Annotated in this window: 16 protein-coding genes; 5 read left to right on the forward strand and 11 right to left on the reverse strand. The window is 63.5% G+C overall.

Features of this window, described 5'->3' with window-relative positions:
- Positions 1–139 precede the first annotated feature (139 nt).
- Positions 140–1015 carry a MaoC family dehydratase gene (locus DKK67_RS17580; protein ID WP_111497817.1) on the forward strand — a complete coding sequence of 292 codons (876 nt, stop codon included), beginning with the start codon at positions 140–142 and terminating at the stop codon, positions 1013–1015.
- Positions 1016–1298: 283 nt separating this feature from the next.
- Here DKK67_RS17580 and DKK67_RS17585 read toward each other — a convergent pair whose 3' ends face one another.
- The 3 genes from DKK67_RS17585 to DKK67_RS17595 are packed head-to-tail and all read right to left on the reverse strand — an operon-like array spanning position 1299 to position 4429.
- On the reverse strand, positions 1299–2870 hold the full coding sequence (locus DKK67_RS17585) for an ATP-binding response regulator (RefSeq protein WP_111497818.1): 1572 nt from the start codon (positions 2868–2870) through the stop codon (positions 1299–1301).
- 45 nt (positions 2871–2915) lie between these two features.
- On the reverse strand, positions 2916–3542 hold the full coding sequence (gene fixJ / locus DKK67_RS17590; RefSeq protein ID WP_111497819.1) for a response regulator FixJ: 627 nt from the start codon (positions 3540–3542) through the stop codon (positions 2916–2918).
- A complete protein-coding gene (locus DKK67_RS17595) occupies positions 3539–4429 on the reverse strand; it encodes a M23 family metallopeptidase (protein ID WP_228160692.1) in 891 nt (296 codons plus the stop codon). The genes fixJ and DKK67_RS17595 overlap by 4 nt, the downstream gene beginning before the upstream one ends.
- Positions 4430–4490: 61 nt before the next feature.
- On the opposite strand from DKK67_RS17595, the gene DKK67_RS17600 reads away from it, so the two are divergent.
- Entirely contained in the window at positions 4491–5096 is a 606-nt protein-coding gene (locus tag DKK67_RS17600) for an alpha-ketoglutarate-dependent dioxygenase AlkB family protein (protein ID WP_111497821.1), read from the forward strand.
- Here the strand turns inward: DKK67_RS17600 and DKK67_RS17605 are convergent.
- A complete protein-coding gene (locus DKK67_RS17605) occupies positions 5084–7510 on the reverse strand; it encodes a Lon protease family protein (RefSeq protein ID WP_111497822.1) in 2427 nt (808 codons plus the stop codon). The two genes, DKK67_RS17600 and DKK67_RS17605, sit on opposite strands and share 13 nt — an antisense overlap.
- Before the next feature lie 206 nt (positions 7511–7716).
- Between DKK67_RS17605 and DKK67_RS17610 the strand changes: the two genes are divergently transcribed.
- Positions 7717–8025, forward strand: a complete 309-nt coding sequence (locus DKK67_RS17610; protein WP_162628866.1) for a hypothetical protein — start codon at positions 7717–7719, stop codon at positions 8023–8025.
- 36 nt (positions 8026–8061) lie between these two features.
- Positions 8062–8439 carry a PilZ domain-containing protein gene (locus tag DKK67_RS17615; protein ID WP_111497824.1) on the forward strand — a complete coding sequence of 126 codons (378 nt, stop codon included), beginning with the start codon at positions 8062–8064 and terminating at the stop codon, positions 8437–8439.
- 1 nt (position 8440) lies between these two features.
- Here the strand turns inward: DKK67_RS17615 and DKK67_RS17620 are convergent, their stop codons facing one another.
- The gene (locus DKK67_RS17620; protein ID WP_111497825.1) at positions 8441–8902 is read right to left on the reverse strand and encodes a flavodoxin family protein; all 462 of its coding nucleotides are present in this window, start codon (positions 8900–8902) and stop codon (positions 8441–8443) included.
- 202 nt (positions 8903–9104) lie between these two features.
- On the opposite strand from DKK67_RS17620, the gene DKK67_RS17625 reads away from it, so the two are divergent.
- Positions 9105–10166 (forward strand): GGDEF domain-containing protein, encoded by a 1062-nt coding sequence (locus DKK67_RS17625; RefSeq protein WP_111497826.1) that lies wholly within the window; start codon positions 9105–9107, stop codon positions 10164–10166.
- Between the two features lie 58 nt (positions 10167–10224).
- Here DKK67_RS17625 and DKK67_RS17630 read toward each other — a convergent pair whose 3' ends face one another.
- The 6 genes from DKK67_RS17630 to DKK67_RS17655 all read right to left on the reverse strand — a co-directional run bounded on the left by DKK67_RS17630 (position 10225) and on the right by DKK67_RS17655 (position 18326).
- The gene (locus DKK67_RS17630) at positions 10225–11826 is read right to left on the reverse strand and encodes a NosD domain-containing protein (protein ID WP_204355865.1); all 1602 of its coding nucleotides are present in this window, start codon (positions 11824–11826) and stop codon (positions 10225–10227) included.
- A 241-nt stretch (positions 11827–12067) separates the two neighbouring features.
- Positions 12068–13132, reverse strand: coding sequence for a recombinase RecA (gene recA / locus DKK67_RS17635; protein ID WP_111497827.1), 1065 nt, complete (start codon positions 13130–13132; stop codon positions 12068–12070).
- Between the two features lie 162 nt (positions 13133–13294).
- Positions 13295–13789, reverse strand: coding sequence for a nicotinamide-nucleotide amidase (gene pncC, locus DKK67_RS17640; RefSeq protein WP_111497828.1), 495 nt, complete (start codon positions 13787–13789; stop codon positions 13295–13297).
- Positions 13790–13885: 96 nt separating this feature from the next.
- The gene (locus DKK67_RS17645; protein ID WP_111497829.1) at positions 13886–14791 is read right to left on the reverse strand and encodes a transglutaminase family protein; all 906 of its coding nucleotides are present in this window, start codon (positions 14789–14791) and stop codon (positions 13886–13888) included.
- A 12-nt stretch (positions 14792–14803) separates the two neighbouring features.
- A complete protein-coding gene (locus DKK67_RS17650) occupies positions 14804–17284 on the reverse strand; it encodes a circularly permuted type 2 ATP-grasp protein (protein WP_111497830.1) in 2481 nt (826 codons plus the stop codon).
- A 109-nt stretch (positions 17285–17393) separates the two neighbouring features.
- The gene (locus DKK67_RS17655) at positions 17394–18326 is read right to left on the reverse strand and encodes an alpha-E domain-containing protein (protein ID WP_111497831.1); all 933 of its coding nucleotides are present in this window, start codon (positions 18324–18326) and stop codon (positions 17394–17396) included.

Raw genomic sequence — 18326 nt, forward strand, 5'->3', positions numbered from 1 at the left:
GGCCGGAGACGCCGGAAATTCCCCATCCTTTGGGGTCGGGATCAGACCGTCGCTCCGGACTGTGGCCCAATATGACTCATAATAGACCGAATACGTCCCACCACAAGGACGAACCAGCACACCGACGAGGTCGATCACCATGCCGGATGTCATTTCCTACACCCACCAGCCTCCCAACCTGTGGTCACTCTACGGCAAGGCGTTGCGCGCCGGTGGCTCTGGCGAGTCCGCGCCGGTCATTCCGCCGCTGCAGGCCGAACTGCTGGGTGTCACCAGCGACACCCACCGCCTCGAACGCTACGCCGCGGTGTGCGGTTTTCGCGGCGGCTCGCGCATGCCCCTGACCTGGCCGCACATACTGGCGTTCCCACTGCACCTGCGGTTGCTGACGGACCCGTCGTTTCCCCTGCCGCTGCTGGGACTGGTGCACCTGCGCAATCGCATCGAGCAGGTGCGCCCCATCGCTTGCGGTGAGTGCCTCGACATCCGCGTGCATCTCGACAACCAGGTGGCCACGGACAAGGGCATCGAGTTCGACCTGGTCACCGAAGCCAGCAGCGCGGGCCGCCGGATCTGGCGGGAAACCAGCACCAACCTGTACCGTCAGGCCAGGGGCGGGAACGAGACTGCGGGCACCAAACCGAAACCGCCTGCGCCGGAAAGCTATCCCAACCATGCCACGATCACCGCCGGGGCGTCGTTGGGGCGTCGCTACGGCCGGCTCTCCGGCGACCTCAACCCGATCCATATGCACGCGCTGTCCGCCAGGCTGTTCGGCTTCCCCAGGGCAATCGCCCATGGCATGTGGAGCAAGGCGCACTGCCTGGCGCTGCTGGAGCGACAGCACGGCTGGCAGGACGGCCCTGTAACCGTCACAGCCAGCTTCAAGAAGCCATTATTCCTGCCGGGCAAGGCGCAGCTCAACTGGGACGAAAAGAAGGATCGCTGGGCCTACCAGCTATTGAACGAAAAAGGCGACGCGCCGCACCTGACGGGCGAGATTGTCTGGGGATAGAAAGAGAGGATCAGGGAGCGGACGATCTCATGCCACAGAAGCTTGAAAAGGGGTTGCAAAACACCCGTATCCCAAAAGCACCGAGATAATCTCCCTCTCCCCTCGCGGGAGAGGGCCGGAGAAGACTACGCAGAGGGGGAAGCGCCGTCAGGCGCTCATGGTTGCCAGATGCCCCCTGGATCGGGGAAGGCCTCGGCCGTCCCATGGACGGCTCGGAAGCTGAAGCGTCCGCTACATGGCGAACGCCAGTACCCATGGGTCAAGCGGCCATGGGACCGCCGCCTTACTCAGACGCTTCTTCGACCGGCTGCTCCGCCGTCACCGGCGCCACCGGCAGCGTGAAGTAGAAGCGCGCACCGCCCTCGTCGGGACGCTCGAAGCCGATTTCGCCGCCCTGGGACTGGATCAGGCTGCGGCACAGCGCCAGCCCGATCCCCATGCCTTCCTGCTTGGTGGTGAAGAACGGGTGGAACAGCTTGTCCTCGGCGTCCTCCGGAAGCCCCACGCCACGGTCCAGCACCTCGATACGGACGTGCGACGCGTCGATCATCGACGCCCTGACATGAACCGGATCGGTGCTCCTGGCGCTGCGGGTGGCCTCCAAAGCGTTGCGGATCAGGTTGAGCGCGACCTGCTGCACCTGGATGGGATCGGCCAGCACATCGGGAACATCGTCGTCGATGTCCAGCTCCACCGCCACCTGGTTGGTGCGGGCGTCGACCTCGGCGAACTGGCGGGTTTCCTCCAGCAGCGACGCCACGTTGATCACTTCCTTGCCGGTGGCCGGCTTCTTCACGAAGCTACGGATACGCCGGATCACCTCGCTGGCACGGTGCGCCTGGGCCTCGATTTTCTGCAGCGTCTGCTGGGCGAGATCCCGGTTGAGGTCGTCCGCGGCCAGAATACGGGCGGACACCCGCACGTAATTGGAAATCGCCGTCAGCGGCTGGTTCACCTCGTGGGCAAACCCCGCCGCCATCTCACCCATGGTGGACAGGCGCGAAGCATGGGCCAACTGGTCGCGCTGGGCGTCCACGGTTTCGCGGGCCTCGTCCAGGGCGCGCTCGTTTTCCAGCTCGGCGGAAATGTCGCGGAACACCACCACGGCACCCAGCACGTCGTCTTCCTCAAGCTTGGGGCTGGAGCGGTACTCCGCCGGGAAGGTATCGCCGTCGGGTCGCTGCAGGGTGATGCCGCGCTGGTGTTCGGCCACACCCTCGCGGCAGGTGCCCATCACCGGCAGGGACCCGGCGTCGGCGACATCGCCGAAATGCAGTTCGAAGAAGTTACGCCCCACCAGCTCCTGGGGCTCGACGCCCAACATGGCACCGGCGGCCGGGTTGGCAAAGATGATTTCGCCATCGCGGGTCAGGCCGTAGATGCCTTCGCTGATGGCATTGAGGATGCGGGCCTGGTCGCTTTCCAGCTGCCGGTTGCGTTCCTGCAGCTGGCGTTCGAGCTGGATGACACGGGCATGCGTGGCGACACGGGCAATGACTTCCTGAGCCTGGAACGGTTTGGAGATGTAATCCGCACCGCCCAGGGAGAAACCCTTGACCTTGGCGTCAACGTCATCGAGCGCCGACAGGAAAACCACCGCACCATCGGCGGTGTCGGGATTGCCCTTGAGCCGCTGGCAGACTTCGTAGCCGTCCATACCGGGCATCATGATATCCAGCAGGATCACTTCCGGCTGGTGGCGCTCGGCGAGGGCCAGGGCCTTTTCCCCCTCGTTGGCGATCAGCAGCCGATAACCTCGATCCTTCAGGGTCTCGTAGAGCACCTTGAGGTTCTGCGCATTGTCATCGACCAGTAAGATCGTGGCATCGTCGCGCTCGCTCACAATGTCTGTCATATAGTCCGTGCCGACTCAGAATGAATGGCCATCTTGGCGTGGCTTTCAGGAAGCGTCGATACGGTCCTTTACGGACATGACCATACGTACCAGGTGCGCCAGGGAATGGGTGCCCATCTTGTGCATGACCCGGGAACGGTGGATCTCGACGGTGCGCTGGCTGATGTCCAGCTCGATGGCAATCACCTTGTTGGCCTGGCCGGCGATCATACGATCCATGATCTCGGTCTCGCGCGGGGTGAGCATGTTGATGCGACGCATGATCTCCTGCTTCTGGCCCAGGGTCTTGCGCTGTTCGCGGTCCTGTTCCAGGGCCTGTTCGATCTTCTTGAGCAGGTCCTCTTCACGGTACGGTTTCTGGATGAAATCCACCGCGCCCTGCTTCATGGCATCCACCGCCATGGGCACATCGCCGTGGCCGGTGACGAAGATGATGGGCAGGATCGAATTCTTTTCGTTGAGATGGCGCTGCAGTTCCATGCCGTCCATGCCGGGCATGCGGATATCCAGAACGATACAGCCGGCCATGTCCTCGTTGTAACTGCTGAGGAAGGCGTTGGCCGTGGCAAAGGTCTCCACTGCCTTGTCGGAGGACTTGAGCAACAGCTCAAGGGAGTCACGTACCGCTTCGTCGTCTTCGACTACAAAAACCGTCTCTGTATTCTCACTCATGGATCCACCTTTGTCCCATCTCGTTGTTCTGCATCGTCCTCGTCGCGCTGGCTCAGAGCGGTCGCCGGCGGCGTGTGGCCATCCACCAGGGGCGGCGCCACGCTCACCGGGTCAACGCGAACATCGTACCAATTCATGCGCCAGTCGAGGTGTGGCCCGGTCGCCCGACCGGTGCGGCCCACCTCGCCGATTTTCTCGCCCTGCTCCACCGGCTGGCCCAGTCGGACCGACAGCCGGCTCATATGCAGGAACGTCGAACTCACGCCGTAGCCGTGATCGATGATCACCGTGCCGCCGGAGAAAAACAGGTCCGGCTCGGCCAGGGTAACCGTGCCCGCCGCCGGTGCAAGAACCGGAGCGCCCTCGGGCGCCGCCACGTCCACCCCGAAATGCGGGCTCCGGGGCTTGCCGTTGTAGACACGCTGGCTGCCGTAAACACCGGTGATCGGCCCCGACGCCGGCCAGATAAACGGCCCCAGGAAGTCCTGCCGATCGCTGTCCGCCTTGCGGGCACGGCGAACTTCCACCGCCTCGGTGCGAATCCGCCCGGCCTTCAATGGCGACGGCGTCACCGTGCGCTGAGGGACACCGTCGACCCGCTGCACGCGATAGTCCCGACGGGTCAGTCTCAGGGCGCGCGAGCTTTGCGTGCCGGCTGGGCTCACGACTTTCAGCGTCTGCTCCAGCGCCGCGTCCCGGCCGAACCCGATCACAAAGTGGCCGTCGGCGGTGACACGCACAGGCCGTTCATTCAACCAGACCTGGCTGCCCGGCTCGACCTGGCCGTATACCAGGCTGCCCTGGGTCAGCGGCCCGCTGAGGGTTACGGCTTCGTCTGCCCCGGCCAGAGCCGACCATGCAACGAGCGCCGCAACGAGCAACGTCATACTGTATCGTATAACCATAGCCTTTCCTGACCTGAATGTCCTCATAACGACAGGAATTTCGATGCGCTTGGCCCTTGAAAAAGAAGCTTTTTTCGACCTGCCCCCGTTCCAGGTCCGCCTCGTCCACGACGCCCTGCCCCGCGATCTGGCCCAGCGTCTGTGTCACACCCTGCCCGGGACGCTGCCCTGGTACCAGGCGCGCCTGCAACTGTTTGGGCAGTGGCACTGGTCGCCACGGCTACAGGCCTGGATCGGTGACGATGACGCCCATTACCGCTATTCCGGTCACGACATGGCGCCGGAACCCTGGACGCCAGAGCTGGATCAGGTGCGTGAGCGTGTTGGCGACCTGGCCGGGCATCGCTTCAACAGCGTGCTGTGCAACTGGTACCGCGGTGGTCGCGACAGCATGGGCTGGCACAGCGACGACGAGCCGGAACTGGGGGCAGCGCCTGTGATCGCCTCGCTGTCGCTGGGTGAGGAGCGCCGCTTCCAGTTCCGCCGCAGCGATGAACGCCGGCTGTTCACCAGCATCGACCTGCCCCACAACAGCCTGCTGATCATGCCGCCAGGCCTGCAATCGGCCTATCAGCACCAGATTCCCAAGACCCGGCGCGGCGGCGGCGACCGCTTCAACCTGACCTTCCGGCTGATTCAGCCCGCCTGATGCACGTGGGGGCCTGACTCGTGGCCCGCTTTCTTGTCGCCGCCTGACTCCTGGCGTTCGTGCTCGCGCATGTCGTCCAGCCGCTTCTGGATCACACCGAAGACCGACCTGGCCGGATAGCGCCCCTTGGCGTTGGCCTTGCCCGCGGGCATGCCCAGCAGCAGGCCTATCGCCTCTTCCGCACTACTAACAGCATAGATGGCAAATTCGCCGCGGCGTACCGCATCGAGGATTTCACTGTCGAGCATCAGGTTCTGGACGTTGGACGCCGGCAGGATCACGCCCTGGCTGCCGCTCAGCCCCTGGATCCGGCAGGTCTCGAAGAAGCCCTCGACTTTCTCGTTAGCGCCACCAATGGGCTGAACCTCGCCAAACTGGTTCATCGAGCCGGTGATAGCCAGATCCTGGCGCACCGCCACGCCGGACAGGCTGGAGAGCAATGCGCAGAGTTCCGCCACCGAGGCGCTGTCGCCATCCACTTCGCCGTAGTTCTGCTCGAAGGTCAGGCTGGCGGAGAGGTGCATCGGATCGTTCACGGCGAAGCGCGAAGCCAGCCATGAAGTGAGGATCATGACGCCCTTGGAGTGGATGTTGCCGCCCAGTTTGACGTCGCGCTCGATGTCGATGATGTCGCCGTCGCCGTAGTAGGAGGTCGCGGTGATCCGGTTGGGCATGCCGAACTCGAAACCACCGGTGGACAGCACCGACAGTGCGTTGACCTGCCCCACCCGGCTTCCGGCGGTCGACACCAGCGTGGTGCCGTCACGGATCGAGTCGAAATACTGATCGCGAATGCGGCTGCTGCGGTAACGCGCGCTGGCCAGGGCCTGCTCGATGTGAGTGGCGTGGATCATGCGGGCGCCGGCTTCCCGGGCCCAATAGTCGGACTCGCGCAGCAGGTTGGCCACGTCCGCGGCGTGGAGGGACAGGCGCTGCTGATGATCGGCAATGCGCGAGCTGTATTCGATCACTCGCGCCACCGCCTTGTGGTCGCAGTGCAGCAGTTTTTTGTCCACCACCACGCTGGCGATGAACTTGGCGTACTGCAGTTCGGTCTCCGGCGTGCGGTGCATCTCGTTCTCGAAGTCCGCGGTGATGCGGAACAGCTCGGAGAACTCGGGATCGTACTCCTGCAGCAGCATCCAGGTTTCCCGGTCACCCAGCAGCACGATCTTCACGTCCAAGGGAATTGGCTCCGGTTCCAGGGAAATGGTGCCGGACAGGGTCAGCTCCCGCTCCAGGGAGTTGATGTGCAGCGCCTTGGAGCGCAGCGCCCGCTTGAGGCCGTCCCACACGAACGGCTGTTCCAGCACCTTGATGGCGTCCATCAGCAGATAGCCGCCGTTGGCCTTGTGCAGGCTGCCCGGGCGGATCAACGAGAAGTCGGTGAACACCGTTCCTTTATAGGTGACGTTCTCTACGTAGCCGAACAGGTTGTGGTAGGTGGGGTTGTCTTCCACCACCACCGGCGCCTCCTGGTCCTTGTGGTGAACCATCAGGTTGACCTGGTAGCGCCGGGGCATTTTCCGGTCGAGGGAGGCGTAGGCCATGGCCGCCTGGTCTTCGCTGTCCTCCAGGAAGATCTCCAGGTTGTCGGCCAGATCCTTACGCACACTCTCCAGGTAACTGACGATGTCCGGGTAGGTCTTGTACTTGGCCGCCAGGGCGTCGAGCTGGTGGCCGGTGATGCTTTCCAGGGTTTCCTCGTTCAGCGCCTGCTGCTTGTCCGTGTACTCCTGCTCCAGGTCCGCCACCTTGCGCAGGGCCGCCCGCAGTTTCTTCTCCAGCTTGTTGATGATGTCTTCGAATTCAGTGCGCTCGTCTTCAGTCAGCTCGGCGAAGCTTTCCTGGGTATGGGGTTCCTCACCGTTCATGGCGATCAGGCGATAGCCACCCGGCGTGCTGACCGTCAGGCTGACTTTCTTGCGCTTGGCCTGCTTGGCGACTTTTTCCAGCTCCTCTTCCTGGCGCTGGCCATAGTCGTTCTTCAGCTTTTCGGCGCGCTCCAGAAAGCTGTCTCCCTCGAAGGTCTGGGGAATCACCTGGGTCAGGCGCTGCATCAGGCGCTCCATGTCCTGCTTGAGCACCTGTCCTTCGCCCGCCGGCAAACGCAGTACCCGCGGCGACCGGGGCTCCTCGAAGTTGGCCACGTAGCACCAGTCGTAGCTGTGGCCATCCTTGTCAGCGTGGTGCTGCAGATAGCGCAGCATCATGGTCAGCTTACCCAGACCGTTACGGCCCACCGCATAGACGTTATAGCCGCCGTGGGGCATGGCCAGGGCAAAACGCACCGCTTCCTGGGCCCGGTTCTGGCCAACGATTTCCTCGAGGGGTTCAAGCTCGCGGGTGGTCCTGAAGGGGAAATGTTTGGAATCGCAGGTCTTGTACAGCTGTTTCAGAGGCAGTGACTTCAAGGCGCCGTCCTGTTCCGGGAAATAGAATCCTTTGCCGGGAACATGTTGCGACACATTCCCTGTTCGTTGTGGTTCCGAGCATTGTAGAAGGAGACCACCGCCCTGTCGCCACCTGCGGACGCAACTGTGAAATCTTGTTCAAGATTTACACAACCCGGCCGTTAAACCCTAAACTAGATGTATAGATGAAGTACTTCGCGAAGTGCTTGTCAGAGAGATTGGACGACATGGAAATCCACCGCAATTCACCGTACGGGCTCAGCACCCTCGACCGGGTGAAACGAACGAACCAGCAACGGACCGAAGCGTCCCATGAGACGCCCACCGTACCGCTGAAAAAACCCGCCGACCGGCGCACGCAGCCGGACCGGCGGCGACAGCAGGAAGCCTTCGACGGCCCCGAGCGCCGACGACGGCGCAGTGGTCGACGGAGCCCATCGCTGCTCGACGCCAGGACCCGCCAGCCCGTCAACCCCGAAGACCGGCGCGGCGCACGGCTCGACACCAGCGTCTGAGGTCAGAACCAACAACAAGCAACGGATGTCAGGGCTATGCGCAGTACCACAACGAATCGCCGGATCAAGGCGCGCTTTGCGGCGCCCAGCCTGAGGGTGCACCTGATCGAGAAAGGGTTCCTGGGCCGCGAGAAAACCGCCCTGGACGTTCACTGCCTGGACATCAACCGCTACGGCCTGGCGGTGATTTCCGCGCGCCCGTTGTCGCCCGGCACTCGCCTGTCCCTGGATTTTTCTGGCAAGTACATCAACGAATCCGGCGTCCCCGCGCAGATCACCAGCTGCCTGCCCTATCAGGCCGGCTACCGTCTGGGCATCCAGTTCCGCTACTGCTGCAGCCAGCAGGATTACACCCGCGCCATGGACAACGCCCTGTCCCGCATCGAGGGCTTCTATAACCGCCTGGCAGGCTGAATCAGATCAACCCGGCGTCCAGGCTGGCCGCGACGTACAGCCCCAACTCTTCACAGCGGGCCTCGAACGCCGCCTGGTATTCCCCCCGGCACAGCACCGGATCACAGACCTGGCGCCAGCGCAGGCCCGTGGTGATGGACTCGATAGCCCGATGCGTGCCGGTGCCGTCGTGCCCGGCGCGGATATAGAAGGCAAACGGGAGACCCTGGGTCTTTTCCAGGCAGGGGTAGTAGCTGCGGTCGAAGAAGTCCTTGAGCGCGCCGCTCATGTAGCCCAGGTTTTCGGTGGTGCCGAGAATAATGGCGTCACAGGCCAGCACATCGTCCGGCCCGGCTTCCAGCGGCGCCATCACGGTCACGGCCACGTTCTCGACATCCCCATGGCCGGCGCCCCGGGCAACGGCATCCCGCAGGGTGCGGGTGTTGGGTGATGGCGCGTGGGCGACGATCAGCAGGCGTTTCATGAAGGCTCCCGGCATGGACGTAACTGGATTCCCGAGCCTGATACTGTGCCCCGGCACCGTTCTCGGTACAAGCCGGCCAAGACATACTGTCGGTCGATGTTTGACCTTGTTTTACAGGCGATTCCCAGCGCCTGGGCTAGACTGATTCTTTTGCGCTGGGCGACCGCACAGTGCGGGGCAGACGATGGAAGCGTACCCCACGATGAACAATTCACCCCCTCTGGAAGAGCACGACCAACCCCACCGCCGCGCGGTTCTGGTGGCACTGCTGTGGATCACGGCCGTCTCCGGCATTATTTTCGCCACCCTGAACGTCGGCGCCGGGAACGTTGCTGTGGCCGTCGCGGAAATCGTGATGGCGGTCTACTCCCTGTTCCTGCTGTGGGCCATCCGCGACACGGATCATCTGAACCGCTGGATGCTCGCCTACACCCTGCCCTTCTTCAGCACGATGATGTTCGCCCTGTTTGCCCCGCGCTCCACCGTCAGCGTCTTTGGCTGGGTACTGCTGATCCCGATCCTGGCGCATCTGCTGCACGGCCGCCGTCTGGGGCTGGCGCTGTCGGTGATGTTTACCGCGATTGCCGGTGCGCTGTTCTTTCTCAAGTTCCGCCACTCATCGGAACTGATGCAGCCCATTCCAATCCTCAACATGGCAATCCTGACGCTCTGCGTCCTGACGTTTTCACACGTGTACGAGGTCAGCCGCGAGCGCTCGGAAAAACAGCTCCTGCGGCTGGCGCGCACCGATCCGCTGACCGGGCTGGCCAACCGCGCCATGTTCAGGGAGTACTTCGAACGGGAGAATCGACGCTCCCAACGCCGACTCACACCACTGTCGCTGATTCTGTTCGACCTGGACTTCTTCAAGTCGGTCAACGATCGTTACGGCCATGAGGTGGGCGACCGCACCCTGGTGCAGATCGCCGCGCTGATCCGCAAACGGCTACGCCTGAGCGACCTGGCCTGTCGCCTGGGCGGGGAAGAATTCGGCATCCTGATGCCTGACACCACCGCGGCCCAGGCGCTGCAGGTGGCCGAGATGCTGCGCCAGACCCTGGCGGAGCGCCCGCTGGTGTTCGGCGACGTCACGCTGAGCCAGACGCTGAGTGCCGGTATCGCCGAAATCGGGCTGGACGGATCGACGGTGGAAGACCTGCTGGGCAAGGCCGACGAGCGATTGTATGCGGCCAAAGGCCAGGGCCGCAACTGCGTGGTGGGGCCGGAATGGCTGGATGCGGAGCTGGCCTCCAGCACCGGTTGATGGCGACCGGTCGCCGACCCAGGCGCTCGGCACCATCCTTGGCCCGCGCGGGGAACCGCTACAGCGCAAGCGGCTCGCTTAGCATGGACGTCGCGCCATCGGGCGTTGTCGCGGTGGCGGTGACATTACGGACACCCTCCAACTGCTCCGCCGCCAGCGGGAAGCGGAACGTCGCCTTCCCATCATCGTTCAGTGCCACTCGGATAAAGCCCAGGTACGCCTCTGCCTCGGTCTCGCCCGGCGTCCGGTTGGCAAACAGTTCCACGCGGTACAGGCTGTCAGGCAGCCCAGCCAGTTCCCCCTCAATCTCTGCGGGTCCCTCATCGGGGACGTTCACCGCAAGCAATTCAGGCGCCTTCTGCCCCCGGTTTGGCGTTTCCTGGCAGCCTTCGGCCGGGCCATCCAGTGCGCAGATCCGATCGAGCTTGTCTGAATCGGTTTCGACACCCCCGCCGCGATTGCCCTCGAACTGGCCGTGCTCCAGCCCCGGGACGTTGAACACGATGGCCCCTTTCATCTGCGGCAGGCAGGAACCGCCGGCGTAACAGCGCCGGATATCCTGCCCATTGTCGATCATGCGATTGGCACTGATGGTATTGATCGACGCGCCCAGCACGCGATGCGCGCCCATCTCACCCTCGGCCGGCGGCACTGGCTGGGGCCGAACCGCCACCGCCACCCGATTGCCGCGCAGGGTATTGCCGGCAACGATGTTTCCGGTACCGCTGAGGGTGACGCCCGACGACAACGCCGTGAAGGTGTTACCGGAGATGTAGTTGCGATTGCCCCAGTTAAGCTGCACACCATCGGACAGATGTTCGAAGTGGTTATTCACGACGATGTTGTCGTTGCCCCAGAGGATTTCCAGCCCCTGGGAAGGTTCGTTATTACGCTGATCCGAACTCGTCACCCGGTTGCCGGCAATCAGGTTGAACGCGGCTCCGCGAGTAGCTTCCATCGCATCGCCGTTATCGACGAAGGTGTTGTTGAGGATCTTGTTGTGAACGGTCGTGGTCGCGGTACTGTTGCCCTGGCCGTCGTCTCCGGTCAGCATCACCCCGGAACCGCCGATGTTATGGACAATGCGATTGTCGTGGATGAGGTTACCCGAGGCCCGGTTCACCAGCACGCCGATGCAGAAATTGCGAATCTCCAGCCCGTGTATTTCAACCGCGCGGGTATCCCGAAGGACGAGACCGGGCTTGCTGGTCGTGCGCACGTTCGTTCCGAACTGGCCGTCAACGGCCCCGGGGCAGTCCTGCGGATCGGTGCCTCCGATATAGTCGGCACCGTCAACCACGACATAGCGGCCGTCGCGATCATAGCTGACGTTATCGATAACAACCGGCCCCTTGATCGGCGGCAAGGCGGACTGCACCCGGATGACGTGGGGCCCGTCGCCAGTCACCGCCAACTCAATCCGGTACTGACCGGGATCGGCGTTGTTCTTCTGCAGGGCCCAGCGCAAGGTGCCCGGGCTTCCGTCGTCGGCGTAATTCGTTACCTTGAGAACCTCACCCGGTGCCGTTCCCGGCACAGCCACACCAGCCAGATCCGTCCCCGCCTGTGCCGGTAAGGCCAGTAAGGCCAGTAAGGCCATCAGTGTCAGGCCCCCCAGCCGGGTGGCCCAATCCCTTGTCACACAACTCGCTGTCATCATCCAGTGAATCCTCCAATTCTTGCGGATACAGGGCCCGCCAGGCAAACCCCGCCGTTCACGACGTCACCAAACTACGGCAACCGTGTCGGGATTCCCATGAGACAGAGGTGGAAGCGCATCGATACAGCCCCGGCACGCCAGGAACGGACGGCGACTGGAATATCCGCCCTGAAACAAAAACACCCACCACAGCATTGCCGCCATGGTGGGTGTTCCGGATTCCGCCAATCGGCTTGGGGAATTAAAGCAGTTCGCCGTTGGTGGTTTCGGCTTCGGCGCTTTCTTTTGCCGCTTTCTCTTTCTCTTCCTTGCTCTCCGGCTTGGGCATCAGCTTGTCGCGTACCTTGCCTTCGATCTCGGCGGCGATTTCAGCGTTCTCTTCCAGGAACTTGCAGGCGTTGGCCTTGCCCTGGCCAATCTTGTCGCCGTTGTAGCTGTACCAGGCGCCGGACTTGTCGACGAAGCCTTCCTTCACGCCCAGGTCCACGACCTCGGCGAGACGGTTGATGCCGCGACCGTACATGATCTGGAACTCGGCCTGCTTGAACGGCGGCGAGACCTTGTTCTTGACGACTTTGACGCGGGTCTCGTTGCCCACCACTTCGTCGCCTTCCTTGACCGAGCCGATACGGCGAATGTCCAGACGCACGGAAGAGTAGAACTTCAGCGCATTACCGCCAGTGGTGGTTTCCGGGCTGCCAAACATGACGCCGATCTTCATCCGGATCTGGTTGATGAAGACCATCATGCAGTTGGCGTGCTTGACGTTGGCGGTCAGCTTGCGCAGAGCCTGGGACATCAGGCGCGCCTGCAGACCAACGTGGGAGTCGCCCATTTCGCCTTCGATTTCCGCTTTCGGCGTCAGGGCGGCAACGGAGTCGACGATGATCACGTCGATGGCGTTGGAGCGCACCAGCATGTCGGCGATTTCCAGCGCCTGCTCACCGGTGTCCGGCTGGGAGACCAGCAGCTCGTCCACATCCACGCCCAGCTTCTCGGCGTAGACCGGGTCCAGCGCGTGCTCGGCATCGACGAAGGCGCAGGTCTTTCCCTGCTTCTGGGCCTCGGCGATGACCTGCAGGGTCAGCGTGGTTTTACCGGAGCTTTCCGGCCCGTAGATCTCGACAATCCGGCCATAAGGCAGACCGCCAATCCCCAGTGCCACATCCAGGCCCAGGGAGCCGGTGGAGACGGAGGGAATGGCTTCCCGGGGCTGGTCGCCCATTTTCATGACCGCGCCCTTGCCAAACTGGCGTTCAATCTGGCTCAGAGCCGCGCCCAACGCCTTCTTACGGTTATCTTCCATCGCTGCGAAAACCTCTATTTCCTGTGCCGCCTGACGGCGTGAACGAAATGATTCGGCCTGAGGCCCGCTGAGCCTCCGCTGTATATATGAACAGTATTAAAACACAACAGATAGACCGGGCCAAGTGTCGTATTTCCCGTAGTATCGGAGCGGTTCCGGAACTCAGGTCAGGTGCCCGTGAACCCGCTCCAGAGCGAACAGCACCGCCTGCCGACGCACGGCGTCGCGGTCACCGTCGAAATGGCGGACCTCGCTGTGGGTGTCGGCGGCCGAACGCCCCCAGGCAAACCAGACTGTGCCCACCGGCTTGTCATCGGAACCGCCGCCCGGCCCGGCCACGCCGCTGATGGCGACCGCCACGCCGGCGCCGGTGGCCGCCAGGGCGCCGCCGACCATCTCCCGCACCACCGGATCACTGACCGCGCCATGCTCGGCCAGGGTGCTCTCGCGTACCCCCAGCAGCCCGGTCTTGGCAGCGTTGGAGTAGGTCACCAGCCCGCTGTCGACGTAGTCCGAGCTGCCGGCGCGGTCGGTCAGGCACTTGGCGACCCAGCCACCGGTGCAGCTCTCGGCCGTGGTCATCATCAGGCCCTGCGCGCGCAGGGTGTCCCCCAGCGCTGCGGCGGCAGTGGCCAGCGCATCGTCCGTTACGCTCATCGGGAAAACCTCCGGCGTGTGAAAGCCCTCATTCTTTCGATTGTGAGGGCCAACGTCTACCCCATCACGACGATCGATTTGGCATATCGAGGCGGATCAGGAGGTTGCACGGCGAGTCTCACGGCCGGCCAGGGGCATCACGTCCACTTCCACGTGGAGATCATGACGACCACCGCCGCTCATCAGGCCCTTCAGCGGCACCACGTCGGCGTAATCGCGGCCGTAGGCGACGGTGATGTGGCGCTCGTCCGGCATCAGGTCGTTGGTCGGATCGAAATCCACCCAGCCCAGGGACGGGTCGAACACGCTGAACCAGGCGTGGGAGGCGTCCGCACCCACCAGACGCTGCTTCCCCGGCGGCGGCAGGGTTTCCAGATAGCCGCTAACGTAACCGGCCGGAATGCCCAGCGAGCGCAACGCGCTGATCGCCAGGTGGGCGAAGTCCTGGCAGACACCGCGACGCTCTTCCAGCACAGTCCGCACAGGCGTGGTCAGGGTGGTGAATTCCGGGTCGTAAGTGAACTCACTGAAGATCCGGTGGGTCAGCCGCCGCGCCCCTTCCAGCAACGGCAGGCCCGGCTCGAAGAGGTCCCGGGCAAAGGCCGCCAGCTCCGGATCGGTCGGCGCCATGCGCGTGCCCACCCGCAGCATCCGCGCCTGCAGCAGACGCGGGGAGTGGTCCTTTTCAAGCTGGTTCAGCGCGTCTTCCCAGGGCATCGAATGGCCCGGAGTGCCTTCCAGCCCGCGCGGCATCACCTCCACCTGACTGGTGACCTTCACGTCCATGCGATGGTGGATACTGTTGACGTGGAAGAAGGTATAGAGGTTGCCGAAATAATCCGGGTGACTGTAGAGGCTGCTGGGGGTGGGCGTGACCTCCAGAGAGCTGGACTCAACCTTCTGGTACAGCAGGCTGCGCGGCAGCAGACAGCCGCGATTGTAGCTGTTGGCGATGTCCTGCTCGTAGGTGTAGCGCGTCAGGTGCGTGATGCGGTATTTCATGGACTCAGCGCCTCAGACGTCATCGATGGGGCGCGGGATATCCGCGTGATTGAAATAGGCCAGCGTGATCGCTTCCGACAGCTTGGTGAGCAGGTTGTTGATCCGCGTGAGCAGCTCATCCAGCTGTGACGAAGGCTCACCCTGCTCGCTGACCAGCGCTTCCAGATCCACCAGTTGCAGCAGCGACACCAGCTCCACCATGAGCCGCTGTTCGGCGTTCAGCCCGGTCAGCGTGGAGTCCCGCTCGGGCAGCAGGCTGACCTGCCGTTTGAGCCGGGCGCACTGGTAACCCACCGAGCGCGGCGTACCCTCGTCCAGCAGCAACAGGTCGATGATCGCCACCGGGTGCAGCTCGGTGCGGTAGCGGCGGCGGTAGGTCATCAACGTATCCGCCATGCGCAGCACCGCTTCCATCAGGTTGCTGCCTGGCTGCGGGTATTTCACGAACACCTTGTGCAACAGCGCGGTGGTCTGCTGCGCGCGTTCGATATGCTGGCCGATGTCCATGAAGCGCAGGGTCTGGGTGCGGCTCATGGTCTCGTTGTTGAGGCCATAGATGGCCGACTGCAGCAGGATGATCTCGTCCAGGGCGCGGTCCATGCGCGACACCGAGCCCCGCGCCGGGAACTGGTTGAGCGCATTTTGCAGCCGCTCCAGCACGTACCAGGTGTCCTCGCTGAAAAACTCCCGCACCGACTGGGCGTTCATGATCAGGGCCTGCAACACCGACAGTAACCCGTCCTTGCGCTCATACAGGAACAGGCTGGTGAGCTGGTGGGTCAGCTCGTCTTCCTGCTCGGTGGGCATGAACACGCCGCCGTTGATGGTACAGGCGAACTCCACCAGGGGCGTCAGGGTGCGTACCTGCTCGTCCCGCGCCAGGGTCGAGATCAGCGGAAGTGCCGCGCGCATGGCACGACACGCCAGGTTGAGGCGTTCGCTGTAGCGGCCCAGCCAGAACAGGTGATCGGCCACCCGGCTGGGCAGCAGGCCGCTCTTGCGGGACAGCCGCACCTTGGTCAGCGCGCTGTGCAGCAGACTCACCGAATCGCCGTCGGGACTCTGCAGCCAGACATCCTTGGCGGTGAAGCGGGAGGTCAGTCCCAGTTGCAGCTGTAACGCCTGTTCATGACAGCGGGCCAGGCCACCGGGCAGCACCTGGTCGTGCTTCGCCTGATGCAGAACAAAAGTCCGCAGAGACGCAAAACGACACTGCACCGACTGTTTCTGCCACACCGGCACCGTGCTCAGCGGCAGGATACGACGTGCGACAAATCGCTGTGGATCGGCTTTGATGCGCTCCGCCAGCCCGGCCCGCTCACGGCGGCTGGCGTTGGCAAAACTGATGCGCTGGCCGGGCACCGCCAGGTCGTGCACCACCATATCGATCAGCTCATCAAGCACGATCTCGCACTGGGCCGGGTCGCCACACCAGTAGGCGGGCACCGACGGCAGTAACAGGTCTTCATCGAGTAAATGGCGGCAGAGCGTTTCCATAAAGGGCAGCAAGGCGCCGCTGTCCACCAGTCCCGCGCCCGGCGGATTGGCGCAGACCAGGTTGCCCTGGCGGATCGCTTGCAACAGACCGGGGCTGCCGGCAATGTCGCTGTCCAGCTCCAGCGGGTCGCTGAGGTGATCCGGCATATAGCGGATCAGGGCGTCGACGGGCTGCAAGCCGCTCAGGGTCTTGAGCCAGATGCGCCCCTCCCGGAACATCAGATCGGCGCCGTGGACCAGGGCCAGGTCCAGGTAATTGGCCAGGAACGCGTGTTCGAAATACTGGCTGTCGCGGTAGTTGCGGGTCAGCAGGCCAATCAAGGGTTCGCTGGCGTAGGGCGTCTGCGGCACCAGGGCCCGCTGCAGATCCTTGAAGAAGGCCGCCAGGTGGCGCTTGTCGAAATGCTGGGTCAGCTCCGGCACCACCTGGTTGATGGCCAGCCGGTTCTCCAGCACGTAGCCCATCCCGCCGGGAGATTGTGAACAGTCGCCGAACACGGTCATGCGGCCGTCCGTGTCCCGGCCCAGGTCGCAGCCAAGGGTCACCAGCCAGTCCATGTCCTCCGGCAGCAGATCGTGACACGGCAGCAAGAAACCGGCGTTGCGATAGATCAGTTCCGGCGGCAGGATGCCGTCGCGCAGCAATGTCTGCGGGCCGTACAGGTCCTTCAACACCCGCGACAGCAGCTCCCGGCGCTGGATCAGACCGGCTTCGATCGTATGCCATTCCTGGAGATCGAACAGCCAGGGAAACAGGTCGAGCGTCCGGTTCTGCTGATGCTGGGGATCGAAGGTGGCGCCGTGTTCCCGCAGCTGATGCTGCAGGTCCGAGGACAACGCGCCCAGCGCATCGCCACCCTGCCCCATGAGCCACCCCAGCACGTCCGACCAGCCAGGCTGAGCCCAGCGCGGCAGCCACTCGTCCCGCTCGGGCGAGGGACACGCATAGATTTGCCTCAGGGCGTCCAGAGACAGGGGCGCATCAAGTCGGGTCATGGTCGAACCTTGCAATGGTTAATGGCTCCGGCAACAACTGAGGCTGAACGCGCCTGCCATGGCCGGGGGCTCCCGCTGCGGTGGTCAACCGTCACGTCATCCCCGCGAATCAGGCGGCCGGAGCGTACAACGCCTCGTTGACCAGGGCCGCATGCAATGTGATCAGACCGGCCTGGACGTTGTCGATCAGCTCGTGCATCTGCAGCGTCGAGAGCGTGTGCAGCGGTTCAGAGTCTAGCGCTTTGCGCAGGTTTGCCAAGGCTTTCAGCACGGCATCGGCGTGCGGCAGCGTCTGCACCTCCCACTCGATCTTGTTCAGGCAGTAGGCCACCGAGCGGGGGAAAGCGCCGAACGTCAGCAGGAATTCGCTGACATCGGTCGTGCCCTCCTCCTCGGCATAGTAACGCCGGTAGGACTCGGAAGCCCCCAGCGCGTTGAGCAGCGAGCTCCACTGGAAATGCCGGCGCCCCTGGAGATCGTCGCTCGGCGTCAATTGCTGCAGCACGAGGACGTCCATGATACGCGTCGTCATGTCCGCCCGTTCCAGGTGACGGCCGATATTGAACAGGCGATAGGTGTCGTCCCGCAGCATGGTGCCGTCGGTCACCCCCACCACCGTCTGGCAACGCCGGATCACCTGCGCCATCATGCGGTAGCGCTGGGCGCGGCTGGACGCCACCTTGCACTCGGACTGCACGAACAGGTGCAGGGAATTGATCTCCTCCCAGAAATCCCGGGGGATCACCTCCCGCACGCAGCGGGCGTTGGTGCGCATCTGGGCGCAGGAATGGCGCAGGGACGCGCTGCTGTCTTCCGCCGCGATCAGGTAGTGCATGACGCCCAGCTCGCTGGAGCTGCCCTCCTGGATAAAGCCCTTGGCGTCCTCCCCCAGCACGTCGATCAGCACCGGCCAGCTGAAGCGGGTGTCCTCCGGTGAATCGATGAGCATATGCGTGGTGGCGTTAAGCAGGCGCGCCGTATCATCGATCCGCTCCAGGTAGCGCCCCATCCAGTATACGTTTTCGGCGACTCGTGCCAGCAT

Source organism: Marinobacter bohaiensis, from assembly GCF_003258515.1.
Taxonomy (GTDB): domain Bacteria; phylum Pseudomonadota; class Gammaproteobacteria; order Pseudomonadales; family Oleiphilaceae; genus Marinobacter_A; species Marinobacter_A bohaiensis.

What these genes read in the sequence shown, in the direction of transcription:
- DKK67_RS17580 (WP_111497817.1), top strand. Translation starts at nt 140, where the DNA reads ATGCCGGATGTCATTTCCTACACCCACCAGCCTCCCAACCTGTGGTCA.
- DKK67_RS17585 (WP_111497818.1), bottom strand. Translation starts at nt 2,870, where the DNA reads ATGACAGACATTGTGAGCGAGCGCGACGATGCCACGATCTTACTGGTC.
- fixJ (WP_111497819.1), bottom strand. Translation starts at nt 3,542, where the DNA reads ATGAGTGAGAATACAGAGACGGTTTTTGTAGTCGAAGACGACGAAGCG.
- DKK67_RS17595 (WP_228160692.1), bottom strand. Translation starts at nt 4,429, where the DNA reads ATGACGTTGCTCGTTGCGGCGCTCGTTGCATGGTCGGCTCTGGCCGGG.
- DKK67_RS17600 (WP_111497821.1), top strand. Translation starts at nt 4,491, where the DNA reads ATGCGCTTGGCCCTTGAAAAAGAAGCTTTTTTCGACCTGCCCCCGTTC.
- DKK67_RS17615 (WP_111497824.1), top strand. Translation starts at nt 8,062, where the DNA reads ATGCGCAGTACCACAACGAATCGCCGGATCAAGGCGCGCTTTGCGGCG.
- DKK67_RS17620 (WP_111497825.1), bottom strand. Translation starts at nt 8,902, where the DNA reads ATGAAACGCCTGCTGATCGTCGCCCACGCGCCATCACCCAACACCCGC.
- DKK67_RS17625 (WP_111497826.1), top strand. Translation starts at nt 9,105, where the DNA reads ATGAACAATTCACCCCCTCTGGAAGAGCACGACCAACCCCACCGCCGC.
- DKK67_RS17630 (WP_204355865.1), bottom strand. Translation starts at nt 11,826, where the DNA reads ATGATGACAGCGAGTTGTGTGACAAGGGATTGGGCCACCCGGCTGGGG.
- recA (WP_111497827.1), bottom strand. Translation starts at nt 13,132, where the DNA reads ATGGAAGATAACCGTAAGAAGGCGTTGGGCGCGGCTCTGAGCCAGATT.
- pncC (WP_111497828.1), bottom strand. Translation starts at nt 13,789, where the DNA reads ATGAGCGTAACGGACGATGCGCTGGCCACTGCCGCCGCAGCGCTGGGG.
- DKK67_RS17645 (WP_111497829.1), bottom strand. Translation starts at nt 14,791, where the DNA reads ATGAAATACCGCATCACGCACCTGACGCGCTACACCTACGAGCAGGAC.
- DKK67_RS17650 (WP_111497830.1), bottom strand. Translation starts at nt 17,284, where the DNA reads ATGACCCGACTTGATGCGCCCCTGTCTCTGGACGCCCTGAGGCAAATC.
- DKK67_RS17655 (WP_111497831.1), bottom strand. Translation starts at nt 18,326, where the DNA reads ATGCTGGCACGAGTCGCCGAAAACGTATACTGGATGGGGCGCTACCTG.